The following is a 24,430-nucleotide window of genomic DNA, read 5'->3' on the forward strand; positions in this document are numbered from 1 at the left end:
TTAAACCTTATCGGCGATTGCGAGTGTCGCAGTCAGCACATCTTGACCAAACTTAACACTACGCTCAGGTGACCAACCATAAAGCGGATCCGGGTACTCATTGTTGTCTTTGAACGGCATTTCGACAGTGTAAGATAGGCATTTAAACTGCTCACCCACCCAGTTAGAACCAACGGTCAAATTTGCTTTACCCGGTTCGTCTTTGTCGTAGCCATGATGATCTTGAAATTCTGGGGTGGCAATTGAAAGCGCCTGTTTAAACGCATTTTCCAAGCTAGCTAAACGTTCATCGTATGAAGGAATACCTTCAGAGCCTGCGACAAAGTTGTATGGGATCGCCTCATCACCATGAATATCCAAAAACATATCTACGCCCGTTTCAAGCATACGTTGACGCACCAAGAACACTTCAGGGCTTTTCTCCATTGAAGGGTTTTGCCACTCACGGTTAAGGTTGACTCCCTGCGCATTGCAACGTAAATGGCCTCGAATTGCACCATCCGGGTTCATATTCGGCACAACGTAAAGTACCGCTTTTTCAAGCAACGCACGTGCACTGGTGTCGTCGTGATCAAGCAGGCGCTGAATAAAACCTTCCATGAACCACTCAGCCATACTTTCGCCTGGGTGTTGACGGGCGATCATCCAGATTTTCTTCTTGCCTTGTTCCGGCTCGCCAAAGGTAAGCAACGACATGTCGTTGCCATCAAGAGTATGACCTAAGGTTTCGAGTTGACAGTGATGAGCACTTTGAGCCAAATGCAACAAGTCCAAATGACGATCGTAAGTATAAGGTGCGAAGTAAGCGAAATAGATAGAGTTACGCTCCGGGATCGCGGTAAAGGTGAGCGTATCGCCATCAAACTCAGCCGGAATTCGGAACCACTCTTCTCTGTCATATGAAGCGACGACATCATAGCCTTTCCATCCATCAGGATAAGCAGAACCTTTAAGATCAAGCAGTGAAATGGTATGTGCTTGCTCTGCTTGCGTCTCTAACCGAAAGTGGAACCATTGATAAAACTCGGACTGGTTATCATTAGGAATTTTTAACTGGATGTTGTCTTTATCTTCAATACTAACAACCTCAATGTTGCCGCTATCAAAGTTACTGAATATCTTCATGTCGTTACATTCCTTATACATAATTGACTTCGATGCCCGAGGCTATCACAAAGCAAGGGCTAAAACATCGGGTTCAGTTTGCCATCGCCGCATAAATCGACCTTACTTATCCGACGCAAACGGTTTAGATCAAGGACATTGTAAAAAATTATGCGAAATTGAGAAAATATGGTGCATCAAGATGACTTTCTGCGATAATTATTTCAATTTATTACATACCAATAATGGCGACATTTGCAGACATTAATGCTAAGTCATTATTATTAAGAGAGATTATTATGTGGAACAAGCTCAATAAGTCCATGATGTTCTGCCAAGCCATGTTTGGATTATCCTTTTATGGCGTGATGGTCATACTGACGCGATTCTTCTTAGAAGATCTCGGCTATAGTGAAGCAGAAACCATGATGGTCGTTGGTGCATTTTCTTCCATTGGCCCACTGTTCGCTATCGCTGGCGGTTTTATCGTTGACAAGTTCCTTGGTGCTTATCGCTCACTAACCATCGCCTATGGTACTTTCGCGACGGGTTACGTGTTGCTAGTGCTCGGCGCATCGACAAACAACGTTCCTCTTAGCTTGGTTGGTATCGCGCTTGCCAGTTATGCACGTGGCTTAATGTCTCCTTCTTACCCAAGCCTTTATAAACGTACCTTTTCTTCAGAAGAAGACTTCGAAAACGGCTATCCGGTAAACTACTCCGTAAACAACGTTGGCGCTTTATTGGGTCAATATTTATTCCCAATGTTTGTTTTGGCAATTGGCTTTCACGGCAGCTTTGGGCTTTCCGCATTGATGGCAACATTCGCCTTCATCACGCTTGTCATCTTTAACAAACAATTAGTCGGCACGGCCGCTGACATCGATCAAGCACCAGTTAGCGTAAAGAACTGGTTGGCCTTCCTTACTCTCTCAGCCGCAATGGTTGGGTTAGTCTTTTTTATGTTCTCAAACATGGATATCGGTCAAAACATTGTGTATGCGATTGGCGCTGCGGCGATCTTGTACTTCATCTCTTTGATATTTAAAGCCAGTAAACCCGATGCACTTAAGATGGGCACTATTCTTATCATGACAGTGCTCACTACCTGTTTCTTTGTTTATTACGGTCAGATGATGACGTCCATGACAATGGTGACCATTAATACCATGCGCGGCGATCTTTTTAATCTGATCCCAATTGCACCTGAAGCGTCGATGGCAATGAACCCACTGTGGTGTATCGTTGCAGGGCCTGTTATTGCGGTGACGTTCTCGACACTTGAAAAGAGAGGTATTAACTTCTCCACGGCGACCAAAATCGGCTTTGCCTTTATTTTTACTGCGATCGCGTTTGGTATTTTGACCATGGCAGTGATGAACGTTGGTACTGATGTGGTTATTCGCCCTGAAATCTTCTTGGCAATTCACTTCTTCCAAGCCTTTGCTGAGGTGATTGTCGGTAGTTTGGTTGTCGCCTTTATTCTGTCTGTGGCACCAAAACATATTGAAGGTTTCTCTGTGTCGCTCTTTTCCGTAGCGATGGCGCTAAGTGGCATTGTCGGGGCGGTATTCTCTACCTCTATTGCGTTAGAAAAAGGCCAAGCGATCACTCAAGACATCGTACAAACGGTTTACGGTGAATACTTTCAACTGCTCACCATTTTGGCGGTAGTTATGGTTGCGATTGCACTAGCTTCATCTTTGATCATTCGTAAAATGTTAGAAGCAGCAAGCGCAGGTGAACCACCCGTTGATTTGGTTGCAACAAAAAGTTAATTACATCCTAAGTCACTAAAAGATAAACCCAAGCCAAAGCTTGGGTTTATCTGTTTTAGCAAGCGGTACTTAACGATTTAGTTCAGTGGTCGACTCAATGCTTATCGCATCATGGCGCCAGTACTCGATGACACCATCCATAAGTTCGCCATTTTGGTTGTAATTGAGCCGTTCAATAATCATGGCAGGTGTCCCTGCTGTCGCTCTCAAAGCCTGGCTGATATCACCAAACAAAGAACTCGTGCTAATTCGATAGCGCACCTTCTGATAGACCATATCGTAATGTTGGCGATAAATATCAGTCAGGGAGTTCGACAATTCTAAATCCAATAAATGCCTAAACAGTTCCGGTCGAATGTAATTAATGACATAAGCAACGGGGCGCTGTTCAAGGTAGCGTACACGGTCAACTCGATAGATATCTGAAAATGGCGGAAGATTGAGTAAAGTCGCAGCCTGTTTATTGGCCACTATAGCCTTGGCTGATATTAACTCAATCTTTGGTGTGCGATTTTGCGCCTGAGCCAATTCAGTGAAACTTTGGGTCTGTGTAGGATCATACCTAAGTGTTTGAGGAGAGATGAACCATCCGCGGCGATCTTCTCGATAGATGCGCCCCTCTGACTCAAGTAATGATAGAGCCTCTCTCAATGTCACTCGAGTGGTATTGAACGACTCAGCCAGCTTTCTCTCGGCGGGTAACTTTTGCCTAGGAGCTAACAGACCAGACTCTATTTGCTCAACAATAGCATCTTTAATAATCACATACTGCACAGTCTGTCTGACTCCCAACTCACGCCATGTGGTAGCGATAAATGATTGAGTCAGCAGTGCCTAGTTCAATGATTTAACGCAATAAATTCAGACTTACATTAAACTGAAATGGATCGAATGTCATGAGCGTGACCGAAATTATTGCATCCAACAGACCGCACAAGAAGCACTTTAACGCTGCTTGCATCATGAGTGGTCAACTTATACCGTTATAGAAGCAATCGTCGTCGTTAACACTTGCGCACCATGGTCAGTTAACGCCCAGCAATAAATGATGATATTCAACGCCAACGTTAACCAAAATAGAAACTTGAACCCAAGATCGTGGTATTTGTGGTGCATCAATACTTGTGCACATAAAGCGCCTAACCATCCGCCAAAGATATTCAACATGTGAAACACACTCTCAGGTATGCGCGTTCCTCCTGCGAGCATCGCCTGCTTATCAAACGCGTATCCAATGTACGTAATAGTGCTCATTGCCAAGTAAAAAACACAGGCGATTAAAGGAAAGTCGAGTAGTACAACACTACCGAGTAAAATGCAGCAAAACCACAGGGCAATTGCCAACGAAAAGTTAAACACCAATGGACGTTCAACCTCGACCGCACACATTGCTCCCTTTTCATCTGAGCCTAAACGAAAGATCACTGGCTCACTGATAAAAGGCTCTTTTGCTCCATTTTCTAGGTCACTCGCGTGAAAAAAAACTTTGGTATCTTGGTTGTCGACAGCAATGTAACCATAGCCTTTGCTCTGGTCCCAATGCGCAATCGTCCCTTGAATAGACATATTGCTTCCTTACCTAGCCATGTGCTTTTACAGCATCTTAAATTGTTCACTCAATTAACCATTAGCACACATACAAAACTATGTGCATATTTTGAACAATTAAATGCATTTTTTTGAACTAGAGCACTACTGACAGCTTCTGACACAAGCAGGTAGTAAAGTCGTCATGAAATCAAACCAAAGGGAAATAAAAATGAAAAGTATTGTTGAGATTGTCTGTTTCAAACTCGCAGACAACACCACGAGTGAGAAACTCAAATAATTGAACGGATTCGTTCTATTGGAATTCGGTTGAAAATGCCAAAAACTAGCGCGTAACATTTAACCCCAACTAACACCTAGGCTGATCTGAGATTACGCTACAGTACAGTCAACCCGTCGATTGGGAAGTTATGCCAAAAGAATATCTTTTAACTCGTGCAACGAGCTAACGGTGTAATTTGGCGAGATATTTGAATCTTGCTCGACGCCCTGATGATTAAGCCAACACGTCTCAATGCCAAAGTTAATGCCACCGAGAATATCGGAATGTTGATTATCACCAACCATTAACACTTTGCTTTTACACGGTGTGCCCATCTTCTCTAATGCATGATTGAATATCGCTTGATCAGGTTTGGCAACCCCCACCTGCTCAGAAATAATTACGTGTTCAAAATAATGCGCCATTTCTGTTCGTTCTAAACGAATCGCCTGAAGCTCGGTAAAGCCATTGGTAATGATCCCCATTTTCGCTCGACCATGAACCGCGTCCATCAACTCCCTCGCTCCAGGCAGTAAGGTACAAATATCTGCCATCGCTTCTAAAAATGCACTATTAAGCTCGGCTGTCGTCGTCTGAAGCTTTTCAGCCCATTCGATGAAACGGTTGTGTTTAAGCTGATCAGCGGTAATTTTCCCATCCTGATAGTCAACCCACAAAGGTTTATTAATGGTTTGGTAGTCAGCAAAGTCTTGTTGGGTGAATTCAACGCCTTTGCGTGAAAACATCAACTGCATCCCTTTAAAAGCATCAAAATGAAACAGGGTTTCGTCAGCGTCAAACAAGATCCAATCGTACTTCATTTATCTTCTCCTCATTTTTATCGCTTTATTGTAGATTGTTTTCAATTTAATGATAATCTTTAAAAATTGAATTAATTGTTTACTAATAATCAACAATGTACGCATTCTCGTCTATCCCTATATTTATCTCTGTGGTTGAAAATGGCAGTTTTTCTAGTGCAGCCCAACGTTTAAACATCACCAAATCGGCGGTGAGTAAACGTATCACTCAGTTAGAAGATGAACTCGGTATACGTCTCCTTAATCGCACCACCAGAAAACTCAGCTTAACCGAAGCAGGGCAGCGATATTACCAATACGTCATTCAGGCCTATAGCCTTGCACAACAAGGCATCGACGCGGTTACCGAGTTGCAAGGACAGCCCCGTGGCCGCCTAAAATTAACCGCCCCGATGTCTTTTGGTGTATTGCATATTGCACCATTAATCGCAGAGTTTATGGCTTTGTATCCGGAGGTCGATATTGATCTTCAATTGGAAGATAAAATGGTCGATTTAGTCCAGCAAGGGGTTGATTTGGGGATCCGCATTGGTCATCTCCCTTTGTCTAACTTGGTCGCCAAACGACTCGCGCCATGTAAAAGTGTCTTGTGCGCCTCGCCTGACTACCTCAAACATCAAGGCACACCAGTGCGGCCTAGTGATCTATCCCAGCACAACTGCTTACAGTATAGCTATTACCGTGGTGGCAATGAATGGCGACTTAATACCACCAATCATCAATACAGTGTAATTCCTAAGGGACGTTTGATGGTCAACAATAGTGAAGCCATTCGGCGCGCCGTACTCGCTGGTAGCGGCATTGGCAACTTACCGACCTTTATCGTTGGTAAAGACATTATCGCGGGGGCGATTGACGTCGTTCTACCTAACTACCAACTGCCTGAACACGCAGTCTATGCGGTATTTCCTGAACGTAAACATATGCCTTTGAAGGTGAGGGCTTTTATCGATTTCATCAGCGACAAACTAGGCTCTGATGAACCTTACTGGGATCAATGGATGTGATGCTATGCTCACAATTCAACTCTTAATTCTATTACTCGCTGAATTTAATGACTTAAAACAACTCGCCGAGCCAAAGTGCAATCGACAATAGCGGTACGGATTCAATTCTTAGTCGAGAACAATATGAAACGCTTTTTCCCCTCAAGTATCATGCTGACCCCTTTCTTAGTAAAAAACTACTCCAAAGATCTCGCTGATCTCGAGCAACAAGAGTTTGAACAAACTGATTCAGGCCATGACCAAGACGAAACTGAAGAATGAGAGCCTCATCAGATCGTTGACGAAAAAAATTGGCTAGGATCGACCCCTGAATAAATTAAGGGGGAATCAATGATGAAAAAAATCGCTGTGATATTAAGTGGTTCAGGTGTGTTTGATGGCGCAGAAATTCATGAGGCAGTATTAGCCCTGCATGCGATAGAAAAGGGCGGCGCAAGTTGGCACTGCTTTGCTCCCAACATTGACCAGTTACACGTCATTAACCACCAAACTGGCGACGAGATGGATGAAAAACGCAATGTGTTGATCGAGGCGGCGAGAATCGCCCGCGGCAACATTGAGGATGTCGCCAAGCTCAATGTCGACGAGTATGACGCCCTCTTGCTGCCCGGTGGTTTTGGCGCCGCCAAAAATCTAACCGACTTCGCCGTGAACGGCGCCGAATGCAGTATCAACGCCCATGTCGCCTCAGCATGTCGTGCTTTTGCCCTCGCGAAAAAACCGGCAGGCTATTTGTGCATTGCACCTATCATTATCCCGATGATTTACCCTAACGGAGTAAAAGGTACCGTTGGCAAGGATCAAGCCATCGCCGCCGCTTTCAATCAACTCGGGGGGCAGCATGTCGACTGCGCGGTAGAAGACGTGATTTTCGACCCAGAACATGTGGTTCTCTCAAGCCCCGCTTATATGCTTGCCGAGACGATTTCACAGGCCTCCGCTGGCATCGACAAACTCGTCACTCACCTTGTCGAACTCGCGTAAGTCAAGTACCACAAATAAGCACAAATTTTATTCACTTTTTTATCGCCCTTTGCTTGGTTATTCGAGCAAAGGGTTGCTTTTTCTCGCCACTAAGTTTTGGCTTCATCGGGCCTATCTATCTAAATATGTTGAGAAAACGATTGCGCTAAACCACTAATTATTAACAAGTTTATTCATTAAAACTAACCGTATGAATGAGGATCACACTTCCGATTCTTCCCTCGCCTATTTGCCATCGAACCTTGTCGGAGATCAAATTTCTTGCGCGGATTTTTATGCGAGTCTAATTGCAGAAAGCAAACAATAACGATAACGGAGCAATCCAATGACAAGTGCATTTTTCATCCCTACTGTTAACCTCATGGGCGCTGGCTGTTTAAAAGACGCCGCAGACAGTATTCAGGCACAAGGCTTTAAAAACGGCCTGATCGTGACCGACAACGTACTCAATCAAATCGGTGTGGTTAAGCAAGTTCAGGACTTGCTAAGCGAACGCGATGTATCGACAGTGGTCTTCGATGGGACTCAACCTAACCCGACCATTGGCAACGTCAACGCTGGCCTTGCACTACTTAAGCAACACCAGTGTGACTTTGTTATCTCGTTGGGTGGAGGTTCGCCGCATGACTGCGCTAAAGGGGTCGCTCTAGTCGCCGCCAACGGTGGTCAGATCGGCGATTATGAGGGAGTGGATCAGTCCGCCAAGCCTATGCTTCCGCTGATTGCGATTAACACCACCGCAGGTACTGCTTCAGAAATGACGCGCTTTTGTATTATTACCGATGAAGAACGCCACATTAAGATGGCCATCGTCGACAAACATACCACGCCACTTATCTCAGTGAACGACCCCGAACTCATGCTGGCCAAACCCGCTTCGTTAACAGCGGCAACTGGCATGGATGCATTGACACACGCCGTAGAAGCCTATGTTTCGATTGCAGCGACGCCGATTACCGATGCGGTGGCTATTAAGGCGATAGAGTTGATCCAAGCTCACCTTCGCACTGCTGTCGCTAACGGTGACGACATTGAAGCGCGCGAGCAAATGGCCTATGCCCAATTTATGGCAGGCATGGCGTTTAACAACGCGTCACTTGGCTATGTCCACGCCATGGCGCACCAGTTGGGCGGCTTCTATGACTTACCACACGGTGTGTGTAACGCGATTTTACTGCCTCACGTTCAGCGCTATAACGCTCAAGTGTGTCCAGAACGCCTGCGCGACGTTGCCAAAGCCATGGGGGTAAATGTCGCGGGAATGACGCCAGAGCAGGGTGCAGATGCCGCCATTAGTGCCATTGTCACCCTCGCGAAAGATGTCGGTATACCAAATGGTATCGAGCAGCTTGGTGCAAAACTTGAAGATATTCCGACCCTAGCGGATAACGCACTCAAAGATGCGTGCGGCTTTACCAATCCGAAGCAAGCGACTCGCGACGAAATCTCCGCGATCTTCCAAGCCGCAATGTAGAGGTGCTTTCGATTTCCTTGCAGTTCTAGCCTCCTTCGGGAGGCTTTTTGTACTTTCCCTCGTTAAATTACGTACTACACTTGTACAACAAACGGAGGTGTACAATGAAATCGATACTTGGGCTGTGCTTGCTAGCTGTTTCATCGCTCACATGGGCGGGTGAAAATAGAGTTTACAATGTAAATGGTAATGAATACGAGGGTTACTGGGCGAAAGTCAGTGATGATGCACCACTCGTATTGTTGATTCACGATTGGGACGGCTTGACTGACTATGAAGTGAAACGAGCGCAAATGCTCAATGAAATGGGTTATAACGTTTTCGCCGCCGATCTTTTTGGTAAAGGCGTACGTCCGATTGAAGTTAAAGACAAGAAACAACACACTGGCGAGTTGTACCAAGACAGAGCCAAATTGCGCGCTCTAATGCAAGGTAGCTTAGATTTTGCCGCAAGTTTAGGGGCAAATGCCGACAACGCCGTTGTAATGGGATACTGTTTCGGTGGTGCTGCGGTCCTCGAGTCTGCGCGAGCTGGAATGCAGGCCAAAGGGTTTGTTACTTTTCATGGTGGCCTGAGTACACCTGAAGGGCAAGATTATCAGATGACCAAAGCACCAATTATGGTCTTGCACGGCACCGCTGACAGCGCGATTTCTATGTCAGATTTTGCCTCGTTGGCAGAGCAGCTTGAGACCGCACAAGTCAGCCATGAGATGATAACCTACAGCGGCGCACCACACGCCTTTACCGTCTTTGGCAGTCCTCGTTATCGTCAAGATGCCGATGAAAAATCGTGGGCAAGCTTTTCCCAGTTCTTAACGGCCACAACTCGGTAAGATAGCGCTTCGCGATATTGGTAAGAACGTAAAGCCCCAAGTCTGAAGACCTGGGGCTTTAGCGATAATTTGTTGTTATGATTATTTGCGCTTACGGCGCGTTATCGACTTCTATCGGTAAGTAATGTTTGGGTTCAAGCTTTAACCATTCAGGTAAAACGGTACCAATTGATATCGAAGACCAAGTGCCCGACAAAATACCGATAAACATAGCAATAGCAAACCCTTGTAAGGCACTACCACCTAAAACCCATAGTGCAGAGACCGTCATCAATGTCGTACCCGACGTCACCATAGTTCGTGAAAAGGTCGCCAATATTGCTTGGTCATTGATCTCCTCAGTAGGTAACGCCTGCTTCGCCACCAATAATTCTCGGATCCGATCGGCAATGATTATTGAGTCATTGAGGGAGTAACCAAGAATCGCCAGTATTGCGGCAAACACCGTTAAATTGAATTCCATCTGTGTTGCAGCAAAAAAGCCCAGTACCAACACCACATCGTGCACCAATGCTAGTAGAGATCCGCTTGCTAGTCGCCACTCAAAACGAAAGCAGAGATAAGCTAAGATCGATAACATCGAAATCAACAGTGCAAGACCACCTTGATCTATTAGGTCTTCGCCAACCTGAGAACCAACCATACTATTGCTGATAACCTCGACTTGTTGAGAGATCGTTGTGAGCAATTGCGTTAAATCCGCACCCTGCTCGCCCGGCTGAGGAACGGGATAGCGTACCACCCAACGCCCATCTTGGTCAGAGTGCGTTACGTTGGTAAACGGCCCTAGTTCTGGTTGCAAAACCTCAACCATTTGTGTGTGAGTCAGTTGATCGTCAACTTTGACTTCTGTGACCATACCACCAGTGAAATCAAGCCCTAGATTTAATCCATTGATGGACAGTGCGATTAACGAAACAACCATTAAGGCCAACGAAACAAAACTGGTAATGTAACGAATACGACGGATACGTTGTTTAAAAAATTCGACCATGACTTAAACCCTTACATCGCGACGCGCATCGCGTCCCCAAACCAAATTGATGATTGCTCGCGAGGCAAATAAGCCACTGAACATACTGGTTAACAAACCTAGCCCAAGCGTTAAAGCAAAACCTTGAATCGGGCCATTACCGATTGAATAGAGCACCACAGCCGTAATCATAGTGGTAATGTTGGCATCTAAGATGGTACTGAGTGCGCTATCAAAGCCAAGATCGATAGACTGAGCGAATGTACGCCCTTCTGCCAGTTTGTCTTTAATCCGCTCAAATATCAGAACATTAGTATCGACTGCCATACCGACGGTCAACACTAAACCAGCGATACCAGGTAAGGTCAGTACAGCGCCAGGCAGCAAAGCAATTAAGCCAAGCAAGCAAGCCATGTTCACTAACAGCGCAACATTGGCAACCCAGCCTAAACGGCGATACCATAACGCCATGAAAGTTAACGTCATCGCTAAACCTAACGCCAAAGCAGCAAAGCCGTTTTGAATATTCTCCGCGCCAAGTGAAGCACCAATGGTGCGCTCTTCAACGATGGTAACAGGTGCGGTCAGTGAACCTGCACGCAACAGCAACGATAAGTTTTGTGCATCTTCCATTGAACCCGCCCCTGTGATGCGGATCTGGCTACCGAGCTGAGACTGGATGGTTGCAATACTAATGACTCGTTCACTACGTTCTGTTTCACCTTGGGCATTGGTGGTATATTCACGATAAACAGTCGCCATCGGTTTACCGATATGATCGGCAGAGAAATCACTCATGATCTTCCCTCCCGCATGGTCGAGGGAAATATTCACCTCAGAAAAGCCCATTTTATCCATCCCAGCGCGCGCATTAATGATGTGTTCACCCGTTAATACTGGACGCTTGGCCAAAGTCACATCCATTCCTTCGTTGTTCTTTAGCACCACATCACCATACGCTTTGCTGTCAGACGGTGTGCGTGCTTCATGGAATGCTAAACTTGCGGTTGCTCCTATAACGTTTTTGGCTAGCGAAGGATCTTGAACACCCGGCAGCTCAATACGTATGCTGTGCTCACCTTGTCGCTGAACTAAAGCTTCGGTAATGCCAAGCTCTTCAATGCGGCCACGCATGATCTTCAAGTTCTGCTGCAAAGTGACCGATTGAAACTCACTCTTGTTCTCAACCGTTGGTTTTACCACGAGAGAATCTGAGTGACGTTTGATATCCCAACCGCCATAGTTGTGGTTTAAAAACTGCGTAACCTGGCTAAGCGCTTTTTGATCATTTGACTTAATTTCAAATGCTTCAGAACCGACTAACGTGATTTGTACACTGCGTAATCGCTCTTGACGCAGGAAGTCTCGCGTCTCTTCTGTCAAGCTATTACGTTGATCTTCAAACGCTTTGTCGATATCAACATTGAGTAAAAACTGCACTCCCCCACGTAAATCTAAACCCAACTTAATTGGACTAAAACCAAAATCAGACAGCCATGTCGGAGCAACAGACACGTAGGAAAAGGTAATCGAGTCATCTGGCCGCAGCAATGTATCAAGCAATTGCCGCGCTTGTGTTTGGTCCGTTTCATTGTCAAACACCAACGTCGTCAGAGTACCCTTTTGCTCAATTTGACTGGTTTGGACATCGTGTTGTTGTAGGTAATGATTTAGCTCGGTGACATCATTCAACACTGAGTGTTCCGCGCCAGGTGACACTGTCACTTGTATTGATGGTTTTTCACCATACCATGTTGGAATAGCACTTAAGGTCAGCATCACCACAGTGACAATTAATACCACGTACTTCCAAACAGAATAGTGGTTCATCAGGCGCGCAGATTTGGCCTGTTTCGCAGGATTCATTTTTTTCATATTTCTTAACTTAACGGGGCGCGGTGTAACTACGCCTAAAAATCACAGTGATGGCTAAAACCATCAGTAAAGTCAGTTAACAAATAGGAGTAAATTGGCTATTGAGAGCAACGTACAAGGCGTTGGATTCTTTCCAGCCTGAGATACGATAAGAAGATGGGTAGCGAGCGACCTGAGCTAAGTACTGCTCGACGCGCGGTAATTTGTTATATAGGCGATATAACGGAACTGCTGCTGATTCAACGTTAGGCAAGTCACCATTTGATGATGATTCGCCCTCATCAAAATGACGATTGCCATTGAGCCATCGGTGACCATGAATAATCGCCAGCCAATCTTGAGAAACTTCAGATTGAGTAACAGGTTCAGACTCTGGCTGCTGCTTAACCTTATCGAACAGCGCTTGAACAGCTTGGTGTGTGTAGAGAGTCTGAGCGTTAGTTCCACTATTTAACCGTGCAGAAACTTCCGATTCGGCTTGCAATAAATAGCCAAAGGCTTGCGTTGGAAGCACCATCGCAAACATAAATAGCCAAATAATAGAAGTAAACCGTTGAAACATTAACACGCCAAATAGTCAATAAGAGCGTGATAGTAGAACTAAGATAAAACACAGGCAACTAAAAACTTCTAAAAGCTCAGTTTGTATTTAGGTCTACGCGGTTATTGCTCTAATAAACAGTCACTAACGATAAAAGATTTTTCCGGTACGAATATTTAAGTAAATCTTATTGGCTTGCTTGAGACCACCACAATAAACAAAGTAAGCCTCTTGCTCGCTAAACGTTACTGAGCGAATCCACCCTTTGGTCTCTTCAAAATCTAATGGCGTACAAGTGCCATCTTTGATCAATTGGTCGGTGGTACTAATAAACATTTCAAAGTGCTGCTTGAAATCATCTGAGTCTTCAATATATTCACTCAGCGTTGTCATGCGCTCTTTTTTAGTAATGGTGGGCGGCACTTCGAGTAACGCTTCCATTGGCACCCACTCTGCGACTTCTGGGCCGCCTTCTTCATAAACAAAGTAAGCAGAAATGCGTCCCCAACCGTCTTTTTTCTCTAGAATATGTAACTTATCACCCCGATACACCACGCTCTCGATAAACGCGTCGTAGTTTGGAGCCTCACGTACGCCAAGTTTATCTGGATTTACATAGTAATCAGTTTGAGGCGGCGGTGGTGGTGGCTCTGGCTCATCTTCAAGAATAACAAGCGGTACTACCGGCTCTTCTTGCGCCTGTGCTTGCTCCAATGCCAATGCATCTTGCTGCGGCTTGTAGTAAAAGATGTAGTAGCCAGCACCTGCGCAGGCAACGCCGAGCAACAGTAAAACCGCCATTATGACCTTTTTCATATTCGTCTCATTCTTTTCCTATACTTATCGAGTGACGACCAAAACAGCTATCGCAATGAAATGGCACTACATTATTATAACGGCAGCCCTGCTAATCACTTTACCTTTTCAGTTGAGTGCAGCCCATTGTGACGAATATTCATGGAACCGCTCCCTCAAACTTCAGCAAACCCTTGATAGCAAGTACAACCAGCATGCTCGAAGATACAATCAGTTTCTTGCCTTTCATCGCGAACAACCTTTCCTCTACCAAGAGTTTAGTCGAGAAGAAATTCGCAGCTTTTGGCGAAGCAATAAACACCTCTTTCATTCCAGTATGAACGCCCAAATATCCGCGTCCCAAGCAGTGGTCAATCGCATCGAACAAGAACGGAGTGAGCTTGCGCCTTTAATCGAGCAAGTGGCTGACCAACAGCGACGTTGGCGAGCAATAAGTAAACACTGTCAGCAGGTCGACAATCAAAGTAATGCAATAACGAGCCTCAACTACTCACAGCTTAATAAAGCGTTAAGCAAGCAAATTGAAGACTTACTCACTAAACTCATTACCTTGCAGCTGAGATATCAAAACGAAATTGAAGCGCTTGAGCAAGCGAAACAACAGCCTGACAAAAATTAACATCAATAATCATTTGCATTTATTTGACGGCACGATTTAGTGCATGTTTCATTATTACTGATCATTTCAACATTGAAACTTGTTCTTTCTCTAAAAAATACGTTGCTTATTTGGGGGTTGGTGTGGCAGTTGCAGCGGCCTGCTGCATTTCGGTATATCACTATGAAACAGAGAAGATCGACGAGCAATTAGAAACAATGTCACACTCACTAAAAGTAATTCGCTCGACGCGAGCTGAAGCCTGAATCGCCCCGTATTAGAGTGTATATCTTAACATCTAGACATAAGAACGAAGCATGGGCATGCTTCGTTCTTCTCGGTTAATTGATTTGATCACACTTCGCTGCGCAGATGAAATCGTTCTGGTGTAACCCTTTGATAGAATGGCTCCACCAGGTTACCGTTACTTTACCCCATTCGAGCAATATCGCCGGATGATGGAACTCGTGTTCAGCAAGCTCTGACACTTTATTGGCAAACGCCCATGCTAGTTTGTAGTTCTTAAACGTATACACTTTTTCTAACTGCGGGATACCATCACGTTCAAGTAATTGCCAACCTTCAAGCTCGGTAAGCAGCAATCGTCTCTCTTCAGCACCTAATGCCACAGCACTACTAGTGCAAGCTTCGCAGCGTAATTCATCAAGCATGAGTCACTTCCTTTGGTTCAAATAGTGGGGGGAGTAAACCGGCTTTCATTGCCTGTTTAACATGATGCATCAAATCTGTCTTACTCAGTTGGTAAAGCTGTTTGATATCCTCCAGCACAAAATATTCTGGCTGCATAATATCAATACGATACGGTGTTCTTAACACCGTATTGATATCAAACGTTTCGCGCTTGGCTTGTGGGTCGTCTAATGAATAGAGCGTTTCACCTGGCGAAGATAAAATCCCTCCACCATAAATCTTGGTCGTGTCTCCCTCTTTAACCAAACCAAACTCAACGGTAAACCAGTAAAGTCGTGCCAAATAAACCCTTTCTTTGTCCGATGCTTCGCGGCCCAACATGCCATAGGTGCGAGTAAACTCGGCGAATTCAGGATTGGTCAACATTGCACAATGACCAAATATTTCATGAAAGAAGTCTGGTTCTTGTAGGTAATCAAACTCTTGCCGACTGCGTAAGAAGGTCGCAACTGGGAATTTTTTCTCGGCCAAAAGCGCGAAAAAACGGTCAAAGTTAATCAAAGCAGGTACAGGCTCGACTTGCCAACCCGTTGCCTCTTTAAGCACCTGGTTAATATCGACAATCTGTGGTGCACGCTCTAGCGGTAAGTCCAATAACTTAAGGCCCGCTAGATACTCTTTACAAGCACGCTCTTCCACCAAATGATGTTGACGTTTGACCAAATCTCGCCAGATTAGATCTTCTTCTATGCTCCAATCAACAATGCCCTGAGCATTGACAGGTTTAGAATGATATTGCGCCATACCTAGCTCCATTAACAATTCCTTCACATTCAGACTATCTCTACCACTGGCTGGTGACAATTTTATCGGCGTACTCTGCCTACAGCCCTTTGTGTAACATAATGTTTACATTTGACGGCTTTTTTCTTATTTTTCAGCTATCTGTTGTCGTGGGCTAAGTTTGACTTTGCTTATAAATTCATCAAAACTTAATCCTATAACGGAGAGCGATGAGACGAGGATGTCATGACTAACCCAGACCCAAATTTTCCCGACCCTATTTGGGTGCCGAGTAGTGACCGAATTGAGTCATCCAATCTTAGTAATTTTATGAAACACGTTAATATTCAAGGTGATATTATCGATAGCTATGCAGAACTGCATCAATGGTCTATCGATTACAAGAAAGATTTTTGGTTAGAGATTTGGCAGTTTTGTGACGTTATCGGCTACAAAGGCGACTGTATTTTGGGTGAAGGTCTAGCCAAATGGGGAGCTTTTAATCCAAGTCGCGACACCATTTGGTTCCCACAATCACAACTTAACTACGCTGAAAACCTACTGGCCTATTCGTTTCAAGCCCCCGATGATACGGCGATTTGGTTCAAAAATGAACGCGGTGAAAGTCGTCAGCTCACTTGGCAAGATCTGTGTGATCAAGTGTCAATATTACAGCAATGGCTAAAACACAATGGCGTAGAAAAAGGAGACGTCGTCGCGGGTTATCTGCCGCATATGCCAGAAACCGTTATCGCGATGCTCGCCACCACCAGCCTTGGCGCGATTTGGACATCAACCTCGCCCGATTTTGGCACTGAAAGCGTGATAGAGCGATTCGGTCAGGTCAACCCTAAAGTACTGTTTTGCTGTAACGGCTATGACTTCAACGGTAAAACCTTTCATATCGAAGAAAAAAATCGTCAAATCTCTGATGCACTTCCCAGTCTGGTTAATACTTGTCAGATTGACTATCTACAAACCGATTTGTCTCAAGACGACCACGGCGATTTCTTTTCCGATTGGCAAGCGATCTTAGCCAGCTTTCTACCGCGCGGGATCAACTTCGAACGCATCAGTTTTAACGATCCCTTGTTTGTGCTCTATTCATCAGGCACCACCGGCAAGCCTAAGTGCATTGTCCATTCGGTTGGGGGCACTATCCTTAGCCATCTCAAAGAGCATCAATTGCATTGTGACGTTCAACCGAAAGATCGCGTGTTTTATTACACGACATGTGGCTGGATGATGTGGAACTGGCATGTATCTGCACTAGCCAGCGGCGCTACTTTGGTCATTTTTGATGGTAGCCCAATGTACCCTAACCCCAACGTTCTTTGGCAATTGGCACAAGAAGCGCAAGTGACGCTGTTTGGTACTTCGGCAAAATACCTAGAAGCGCTGCAAAAAAGTCAGTTTACTCCAAGCAGTTGCTATACGCTTGATTCGCTCAAAACCCTCTGCTCAACAGGCTCGGTACTCTATCCAGAGCAATACGATTTTGTCTACTCATCAATCAAGGTAGATGTCCACCTAGCGTCGATTGCGGGCGGCACCGATATCTGTGGTTGTTTTGTCTTGGGTAATCCTATTTCTCCGGTTTATCGCGGCGAGTGCCAAGGCGCAGGTTTAGGAATGGATGTAACGGTATTCGACCAGCAGGGGAAAGAAGTCGTTGCACAGCGAGGTGAACTCGTCTGTCGCAATAGTTTCCCCAATCAGCCACTCGGCTTTTGGCATGACAATGGTGAACGCTACCATAACGCCTATTGGAATAAATTCAACGATACTTGGCATCATGGTGACGATGTAGAAATGACCCAACACGGCGGGATGATTTTCTATGGCCGAAGCGATACAACGCTCAATCCGGGCGGCGTTCGCATCGGCACAGCTGAAATCTATCAGCAAGTGAATCAACTAGAGGAAATTCAAGACTCAATCGCCGTCGCCAGACGTGTTGATGGTGATGAAAACGTGGTGCTGTTTGTCCAACTGACTGATGGCGCTGTGCTCGATGACGAATTGCAACAAAGTATCAAGCAAACCTTACGTATACAGTGCTCACCTCGCCATGTTCCTGCTGAAATCTATCGATTAAATGAAATTCCTAAGACGAAATCAGGTAAATTAGTCGAGTTGGCAGTCAAGCAGGTGCTGCACGGGCTCGACGTACAAAATTTGGGCGCGATAGCCAACCCTTCGGCACTTGAGGAAGTCGCGCAATATCAGCGCCAGCCTATTAACTGAAACAAAAAACCCGGCATCATTGCCGGGCTTCAATTTGTATTTATGACTATTTCTGCGCCAAGGCCATCAAGACTTTGAACTTGCCTTGTGGTGTTTCAACCTCAAATGGTGTGGTTATCTCGACGCGGCTAAACCCGACACTGGTCAAGACTTGCTGAGCATGTTGAATGGTCATGCCGCCCGGTTCATCGGTCTCTGACAACCAATCCCAATGGATAAAGTAGCCCTCTTTATTAATTAGGCTAAAAACAATATCCGCCACTTCAGAGTAACTCGGCACAAAACTGCATACCGATGACGCCACCACTAAGTCAAACTGGGTGCGAAACGCCGGATGCAACGCAACCAAACCACGAGTGAGCGTATCAACAACAGGTTCTACATTGGGTAGCTCTTTCATATCGAGTTGTTCGATCATGGCTTCAGAACTGTCTAATGCCACAATATCTTTTACCATTGGTGACAAACGTTGACTGAGTAGTCCGGTTCCACAACCAAAATCTAAAATGTGCATTCCTTTCACATCAACGAACTGAAGCAAAGATTGCAACGCTTTGTCCGCATAGGTATTTGTGGATGCTTCCGAGTCCCAGTTTGCCGCGACATCGTCCCAACTATTAGCCATCATGATCTCCCTGTAACTACATTCATTAGGCGTTACCAAGAGTATCAAAACTACATGAAATTAATAGCATTTCAATTCGGAAAACAGACAATTCGCTAAGATTGAGATAATATCGCTTTTAAGCCAACCAATTTGTTTAAAAGATGAACTTATCGCAGATCGAAGCATTCTGTACTGTTGCTGATACGGGTTCCGTTTCGGAGGCAGCGCGTCAGTTAGAGTGTAATCGCACCAAATTAAGCATGGCAATCAAAGCGTTAGAGAAAGATCTTGCCGTCGAACTGTTTGTTCGTAGCGGTAATAATCTGATGCTTTCAGAAGCAGGCAAAGCCATCTATAAAGATAGCCAAAACTTATTGGTTACCGCTGCACGTATCCGCCAAACTTGCGCTCAAGTTTCAGGTGAGTTTAACGCCGAAATATGGATCGCTCGTGACGACTCACTGCCTGACGAATTGTGGCAAGATTTATCGCACCGATTGAATAATCGTTTCCCCGCGACCTCGTTTAATACCGTGCTCGCTTCAAGTGGCGACCTCGCTAACTTAGTTGCTACATCACAAGTCGACTTTGCTTTTGGTGTTGACTATGAACGCATCGATAATCCTCACATTACTTACCAACCGCTTGGTAAAATTCGGATGATGTCGGTGTGTCGTTCAAGCCACCCTCTCGCCCGTCTGCGTCGCGTCTCGGACGATGACCTGCGTAATGCGATGCAAGCAGTGATGGTTTACCTCAATGAGAAGGATAACCCTGAACTGCAGCCGTTTTCTCTGCGTTATATTGGCTTTTCAAGCTTTGATTACATGCTTAACACCATTCTGAAAGAGAATGCTTGGGGAGTTCTTCCTGAGCCACTGATCCGTCATTTACTGCGTCAGCAAGAACTTGCCGTCATCAAGCATACTTACGGTTTAACCCAAGAGGACTATTGTATGTTTACTGCAGCAGGGATGGCTGAGCACCCAGGCATGTCTTGGTTGGCAGACAAATTAAACGAATATCTCTTTGACTTCTAAATAAATTCAAGCCTTTTCAGTGATTAAGGTCACTCAGCGTCAAAATTAATGACAGCAACATATTAACATAAACTATTGTTTTTATTGGCAATGTTTAAAATTCACTCAAAATCACTTACTCTTCAATTAGATTGTAGTTGTCTAATTCTCTTAAAATGAGAACACTATACAGGTATTCAAATAAGAGAGTTCACCATGTGTGCTAGGACAAGTCTAAACGAAAAACGTATTTTAACCTTCTCAGCAATGCTTGCATCGGGCTTTGCCGCCGGAGGTTTGATACTTGGTTTGCTTGTCGGTTCATTGGTAATTGTTTTTGATGGTGTTTATTCCTTAGTCAGCCTACTGTTAACATTATTGTCGCTGGCTGTCTCTAAGTTTATTGAACGCCCATCGAAACGTCAGTTTCCATTTGGTAAATCGGTACTAGAACCGATTGTTATCGCCACCAAAGGCAGTGTCATTTTGGCCATCGTCGGCTATTCGCTATATTCTGCGGTCATTTCAGTAATGAGTGGCGGCCGTGAAGTCGATACGAGCATCGCGACGCTATTTGGTGTTGTCAACGTACTTGGTTGTGGCTATGCATGGTGGCATATTGCTAAGAAGTCTAAACGCTTCTCTTCAGGTCTGATCGAAGCCGAAACGAAACAGTGGCAAATGGACACCTTGCTCAGTGTGGCGGTCACACTTGGATTTATTATTGCTTGGTTCGTGTCATTGTCTCCTTTTGCACAGTTCGCCGTCTATGCTGACCCAATGATGATGATCTTAATGTCTTTCTATTTCATCAAGGTGCCGTTCGACATGCTGCGTGGCGCACTACGTGAAATGCTAATGATGAAACCCACCGAAGAGATCTGCCAAGCTGTGGATCAAGAAGTGTCAGCACTAAAACATCAAGTGGCACAACAATTCGAAGTAGCAGCTGTGACCAAAGTTGGACGTGAGTTGCGTGTAAAACTGGATGTGCACCCCGTTGGCCAGCAACTGCAGGTAGCAGATCTAGAAAAGACACGTCGTATTTTAAAAGACAAGTTATCGAGACTATCCCTCGATCTTAACCTCACCATGAACATCGCCCACTAAAAACAACATAGGCAGCCGCGATGGCTGCCTATTATCATTACTGGGTCTGCGAATGTTAATTATCCAATGACATCCCGATGTGACTTAATTTATCTTTAAACTCATCAATGCTGTTCGCCTCGTATGTCGGGGAGCCATTAAAGTATCTTGGTTTTTCAGGCAACATGGCATTTTTGAGGGCTTTTTCTTGGTCAATATCATCGTGATAAACGGTAACGCGCTCGGGGATGTCTTGTTGGAATCTCGCCATTATGTTCTCCTTTTCATCTGACGTTAGTTCATCACTAAGCGTAGAAAACCGCTCTGCTGTGTCAACATCGTATCTGGCGAAAATATCACGGCTTAACACCAGACTAAACGTTGATATAAAAGCAATTTATACCGTTTATACTGATGTTTGAATAGAAAAATGAATCTTGGCTTTGTGACTTTATTCTAACTATTAACGAGAATTAGTGACTAGTCACACACTGCTCCAACCAAGCCTTTGATTTGAGCGTCTCACGCCGAAAGCGAAACCTCAATCACACTTTCCATCTCTACGCCCCCGATGGTTGATTAAGGGATGAGTTGCTAACTTGAGCCATGATCTAGCCTATATGCAAACAAAGATAGCGACCCGACAAAATGAAAAAACATAATATCTATCAGGTTTTCACCCGTCTGTTTGGCAATACCAACTCCAACAATCAAGCTTGGGGCACCATTGAACAAAATGGCGTTGGTAAATTTAGCGATTTTACTGATCTCGCCTTAGAAAAGATCCGCCAACTTGGTATCACTTATATCTGGTACACTGGCGTACCTCATCACGCTTTAGTTGGCGATTACACCGAGATTGGCGTTGACAATGATCACCCAAGTGTTGTCAAAGGCCGCGCGGGTTCACCTTATGCGGTTAAAGACTACTACTCAGTAAACCCAGATCTTGCTGATGATCCTGCTAAGCGCAATCAAGAGTTTTCTGCACTGATCAAACGCACGCACAACGCTGGTATGAAGGTGATTATTGATATCGTCCCCAACCATGTCGCTCGAGTGTATAAAGGCCGCAACAATCCTGATGGCGTGCGCGACTTTGGCGCTGACGATAACCCCCATGTTGAATACCAACGCGATAACAATTTCTATTATATTCCTGGCCAACGCTTTGAGCTGCCAGACACGTTGACGCATCAACCTCCGCTTGGTGGTGAGGCACATCCCGACTTAACAACGCCTTACCACGAATGTCCGGCCAAATGGACGGGTAATGGCTCTCGACTGGCGAAACCAAATCATGACGATTGGTACGAAACCGTTAAGATTAATTACGGCGTACGCCCTGATGGCTCAAAAGATTTCGAGCTTTTACCCACTGAGTATCACCATCGTTCACATCACGATCACTACCAATTTTGGCAAGGAAAATCGCTGCCCGACTCTTGGTATAAATTTCGTGATATCGCGCTCTACTGGCTACAACAAGGGGTGGATGGCTTTCGCTTTGATATGGCAGAAATGGTTCCGGTCGAATTCTGGAGCTTTTTAAACTCAGCGATCAAACATGCTAACCCACAATCGATAGTGATCGCTGAAGTGTATCAACCTGCGCTCTATCGCGATTATATTCAACTGGGTAAAATGGATTACTTGTATGACAAGGTGGATCTGTACGACACCTTAAAAGCCATAATTCGCCACCAAGCTTCGACCGCTGATATTGGTCGTATTCAGCATGAGTTGCGCGATATCGAACATCACATGCTGCATTTTCTCGATAATCACGACGAGCAGCGCCTTGCCTGCGAGCACTTTGCCGGCTGCGGGGAAAATGGTAAGCCAGCGATGTTGGTATCGACCTGTCTATCGACCTCACCAACCATGATTTACTTTGGCCAAGAGGTCGGAGAAATCGGCGCAGAGATGGCGGGCTTTGGTCAACCCTCTCGTACCTCAATTTTCGATTATATCGGTGTCCCTAGTCATCAACGCTGGATGAATCACGGCCGCTTTGATGGCGCACTGTTAAGTGAGTCTGAAAAGACACTAAGGGCGTTTTACTCTCGGCTGCTTAACCTAGCGTTAAGCAGCCCTGCGCTAAGCGGCGATTATCATGACCTTTACGCTGAAAACTACCAAAACTTTGCCGACATGCAGCATCAGTTGTACGCCTTTGCGCGCTCAGACAACCAACAAGCGGTGATCATTGCCACCAATTTCAGTCGCGAGAAAGGCAAAACAATTGAACTGACGATTCCTCATCACTTGGTCAAATTATGGCAATTGTCAGCTGGCCATTATGAGCTTATCGATAAACTCAATCACACAAGCTACCCAATGCAAGTTAATCAGCATGGCGCAACCATACCGATACATTTGGCGCCGCTCGCCACGCACTTTCTCTGCTTAGATGAGCTTGGGTAAAATATCAAAACGCATTGATTTTTGCTCTCGTGAGGTGAGTAGCGGCCTCAATTGGTTAGTTACTCATCAATCAACTGTTCAATCTGGCCAATAGTGTTTTGGGCAGATTGATAGTCAACCTGCAGCTCGACTATCCCGTGAGCCGTTTCGACAAAAAGCGAAGGGAAACTATTGCCACCGATACTGCGCGCAAAGGCGATCTCTTGCTTGAGCATTTGGTCGATTTCCGCTGAGCCATAATCTACGACGAACTGCTGTTGATTCAAGCCTGCCTGCTGAGCCAGTTCAATCAAAACATCACTATCACTGGGATTACGCGCCTCAAGATAATAGGCACGTTGAATTGACTCAAGCATAGCCAGTTCTGCACCTTGCTGACGTGCCGCTAATACAGCTCGGCAAGCAGGATAAGTTGAGCGTCTGGGCACATTTTGGATCCAAAAATCATAATTAAACGGGGTACCTAAATAGTTCTCAATTTTTTTCCAATAAGCCGCGATTTGTTGTTGCATCTCTTGCGGCATCGCAACATCTGAATCAGGCGCAAGGCCACCAACCAAAAACTGAATATCGATTTTATCCCGTAAAGCTTGTTGTATCTTATCCCATACGGGCTTGTAACCCCAACACCATGAACACATTGGGTCATAAACATAATAGAGTCGGTTTGGGGTTATTTTCGTCATAATAGTGGATTCTCTCTATTTAATTCTATCGGGGGGTAAAGCGTTCAATCAGCGTAGCAAGTCGCTTTGTCTACGTCACGAACCATTGCTGCGACTCACGATTTAAATTAGCAACGCATGATTACCAAGCGCTGGTCATCTCGCTCTGCATTGCCCAACTGACTGGCATAAACGTTAAAATACCATAGTGAACGGTTAACGCTTATTCACTTATCGACTCACTAGTAGCAATTATTCACTATGCTAGTTAAAGTAGCGCCGATGAATAAGTTCGGCTCTTGACTGCCTGACGAAAAGCACAGTA

Annotated in this window: 24 protein-coding genes; 11 read left to right on the top strand and 13 right to left on the bottom strand. The window is 45.1% G+C overall.

All coding sequences use genetic code 11. The features are described 5' to 3' along the window. Positions 1-1,125 (bottom strand): M14 family metallopeptidase, encoded by a 1,125-nt coding sequence (locus BS19_RS18295; protein WP_038177315.1) that lies wholly within the window; start codon positions 1,123-1,125, stop codon positions 1-3. Between the two features lie 278 nt (positions 1,126-1,403). Here BS19_RS18295 and BS19_RS18300 point away from each other — a divergent pair, with 278 nt between their 5' ends. Then, a complete protein-coding gene (locus BS19_RS18300; RefSeq protein WP_038177316.1) occupies positions 1,404-2,882 on the top strand; it encodes a peptide MFS transporter in 1,479 nt (492 codons plus the stop codon). Positions 2,883-2,951: 69 nt separating this feature from the next. On the opposite strand, the gene phnR is transcribed toward BS19_RS18300, so the two are convergent. The 3 genes from phnR to yjjG all read right to left on the bottom strand — a co-directional run bounded on the left by phnR (position 2,952) and on the right by yjjG (position 5,513). Further along, positions 2,952-3,656, bottom strand: coding sequence for a phosphonate utilization transcriptional regulator PhnR (phnR, locus tag BS19_RS18305; RefSeq protein WP_038177317.1), 705 nt, complete (start codon positions 3,654-3,656; stop codon positions 2,952-2,954). Positions 3,657-3,857: 201 nt separating this feature from the next. Beyond that, on the bottom strand, positions 3,858-4,448 hold the full coding sequence (locus BS19_RS18310; RefSeq protein ID WP_038177318.1) for a DUF1294 domain-containing protein: 591 nt from the start codon (positions 4,446-4,448) through the stop codon (positions 3,858-3,860). Between the two features lie 390 nt (positions 4,449-4,838). Further along, positions 4,839-5,513: a pyrimidine 5'-nucleotidase gene (gene yjjG / locus BS19_RS18315; RefSeq protein WP_038177320.1), complete on the bottom strand. Its 675-nt coding sequence runs from the start codon at positions 5,511-5,513 to the stop codon at positions 4,839-4,841. 95 nt (positions 5,514-5,608) lie between these two features. Between yjjG and BS19_RS18320 the strand changes: the two genes are divergently transcribed. The 5 genes from BS19_RS18320 to BS19_RS18335 all read left to right on the top strand — a co-directional run bounded on the left by BS19_RS18320 (position 5,609) and on the right by BS19_RS18335 (position 9,814). After that, the gene (locus BS19_RS18320) at positions 5,609-6,520 is read left to right on the top strand and encodes a LysR family transcriptional regulator (protein WP_038177321.1); all 912 of its coding nucleotides are present in this window, start codon (positions 5,609-5,611) and stop codon (positions 6,518-6,520) included. Positions 6,521-6,595: 75 nt separating this feature from the next. After that, positions 6,596-6,781 carry a hypothetical protein gene (locus BS19_RS20310; RefSeq protein WP_157631213.1) on the top strand — a complete coding sequence of 62 codons (186 nt, stop codon included), beginning with the start codon at positions 6,596-6,598 and terminating at the stop codon, positions 6,779-6,781. A 72-nt stretch (positions 6,782-6,853) separates the two neighbouring features. Then, the gene (gene elbB, locus BS19_RS18325; protein ID WP_038177558.1) at positions 6,854-7,504 is read left to right on the top strand and encodes an isoprenoid biosynthesis glyoxalase ElbB; all 651 of its coding nucleotides are present in this window, start codon (positions 6,854-6,856) and stop codon (positions 7,502-7,504) included. 325 nt (positions 7,505-7,829) lie between these two features. Beyond that, positions 7,830-8,978, top strand: coding sequence for an L-threonine dehydrogenase (gene yiaY, locus BS19_RS18330; RefSeq protein ID WP_038177322.1), 1,149 nt, complete (start codon positions 7,830-7,832; stop codon positions 8,976-8,978). A 104-nt stretch (positions 8,979-9,082) separates the two neighbouring features. Next, positions 9,083-9,814, top strand: coding sequence for a dienelactone hydrolase family protein (locus BS19_RS18335; RefSeq protein ID WP_038177324.1), 732 nt, complete (start codon positions 9,083-9,085; stop codon positions 9,812-9,814). A gap of 91 nt (positions 9,815-9,905) precedes the next feature. Here the strand turns inward: BS19_RS18335 and secF are convergent, their stop codons facing one another. The 4 genes from secF to BS19_RS18355 form a co-directional block, all read right to left on the bottom strand. Then, on the bottom strand, positions 9,906-10,808 hold the full coding sequence (gene secF, locus BS19_RS18340; protein WP_038177325.1) for a protein translocase subunit SecF: 903 nt from the start codon (positions 10,806-10,808) through the stop codon (positions 9,906-9,908). A gap of 3 nt (positions 10,809-10,811) precedes the next feature. Beyond that, entirely contained in the window at positions 10,812-12,662 is a 1,851-nt protein-coding gene (secD, locus tag BS19_RS18345) for a protein translocase subunit SecD (RefSeq protein WP_038177326.1), read from the bottom strand. Positions 12,663-12,738: 76 nt separating this feature from the next. Beyond that, a complete protein-coding gene (locus tag BS19_RS18350; RefSeq protein ID WP_038177327.1) occupies positions 12,739-13,224 on the bottom strand; it encodes a hypothetical protein in 486 nt (161 codons plus the stop codon). A 123-nt stretch (positions 13,225-13,347) separates the two neighbouring features. Next, positions 13,348-14,019, bottom strand: a complete 672-nt coding sequence (locus BS19_RS18355; protein WP_084186071.1) for an SH3 domain-containing protein — start codon at positions 14,017-14,019, stop codon at positions 13,348-13,350. A gap of 55 nt (positions 14,020-14,074) precedes the next feature. On the opposite strand from BS19_RS18355, the gene BS19_RS18360 reads away from it, so the two are divergent. Continuing rightward, positions 14,075-14,638 carry a hypothetical protein gene (locus BS19_RS18360; RefSeq protein ID WP_038177329.1) on the top strand — a complete coding sequence of 188 codons (564 nt, stop codon included), beginning with the start codon at positions 14,075-14,077 and terminating at the stop codon, positions 14,636-14,638. A 320-nt stretch (positions 14,639-14,958) separates the two neighbouring features. Here BS19_RS18360 and BS19_RS18365 read toward each other — a convergent pair whose 3' ends face one another. Beyond that, on the bottom strand, positions 14,959-15,288 hold the full coding sequence (locus BS19_RS18365) for a 4a-hydroxytetrahydrobiopterin dehydratase (RefSeq protein WP_038177330.1): 330 nt from the start codon (positions 15,286-15,288) through the stop codon (positions 14,959-14,961). Beyond that, positions 15,281-16,072, bottom strand: a complete 792-nt coding sequence (gene phhA, locus BS19_RS18370; RefSeq protein WP_038177560.1) for a phenylalanine 4-monooxygenase — start codon at positions 16,070-16,072, stop codon at positions 15,281-15,283. Before phhA ends, BS19_RS18365 begins: the two co-directional genes overlap by 8 nt. 225 nt (positions 16,073-16,297) lie before the next feature. Between phhA and BS19_RS18375 the strand changes: the two genes are divergently transcribed. After that, positions 16,298-18,298: an acetoacetate--CoA ligase gene (locus tag BS19_RS18375; protein ID WP_038177331.1), complete on the top strand. Its 2,001-nt coding sequence runs from the start codon at positions 16,298-16,300 to the stop codon at positions 18,296-18,298. Positions 18,299-18,344: 46 nt separating this feature from the next. Here the strand turns inward: BS19_RS18375 and BS19_RS18380 are convergent, their stop codons facing one another. Beyond that, positions 18,345-18,923: a class I SAM-dependent DNA methyltransferase gene (locus BS19_RS18380; protein ID WP_038177332.1), complete on the bottom strand. Its 579-nt coding sequence runs from the start codon at positions 18,921-18,923 to the stop codon at positions 18,345-18,347. Positions 18,924-19,066: 143 nt separating this feature from the next. On the opposite strand from BS19_RS18380, the gene BS19_RS18385 reads away from it, so the two are divergent. Further along, positions 19,067-19,945, top strand: coding sequence for a LysR family transcriptional regulator (locus BS19_RS18385; RefSeq protein WP_038177333.1), 879 nt, complete (start codon positions 19,067-19,069; stop codon positions 19,943-19,945). Between the two features lie 195 nt (positions 19,946-20,140). Then, positions 20,141-21,034, top strand: coding sequence for a cation diffusion facilitator family transporter (locus BS19_RS18390; protein ID WP_038177335.1), 894 nt, complete (start codon positions 20,141-20,143; stop codon positions 21,032-21,034). Between the two features lie 55 nt (positions 21,035-21,089). Here the strand turns inward: BS19_RS18390 and BS19_RS18395 are convergent, their stop codons facing one another. Continuing rightward, a complete protein-coding gene (locus BS19_RS18395; RefSeq protein WP_038177336.1) occupies positions 21,090-21,284 on the bottom strand; it encodes a hypothetical protein in 195 nt (64 codons plus the stop codon). Between the two features lie 377 nt (positions 21,285-21,661). Here BS19_RS18395 and BS19_RS18400 point away from each other — a divergent pair, with 377 nt between their 5' ends. Next, positions 21,662-23,440 carry an alpha-amylase family protein gene (locus tag BS19_RS18400; protein ID WP_038177337.1) on the top strand — a complete coding sequence of 593 codons (1,779 nt, stop codon included), beginning with the start codon at positions 21,662-21,664 and terminating at the stop codon, positions 23,438-23,440. 59 nt (positions 23,441-23,499) lie between these two features. On the opposite strand, the gene BS19_RS18405 is transcribed toward BS19_RS18400, so the two are convergent. After that, positions 23,500-24,126: a DsbA family protein gene (locus BS19_RS18405; protein WP_038177339.1), complete on the bottom strand. Its 627-nt coding sequence runs from the start codon at positions 24,124-24,126 to the stop codon at positions 23,500-23,502. Positions 24,127-24,430 lie beyond the last annotated feature (304 nt).

Source organism: Vibrio pacinii DSM 19139, from assembly GCF_000711795.1.
In the GTDB taxonomy this organism is placed as follows: domain Bacteria; phylum Pseudomonadota; class Gammaproteobacteria; order Enterobacterales; family Vibrionaceae; genus Vibrio; species Vibrio pacinii.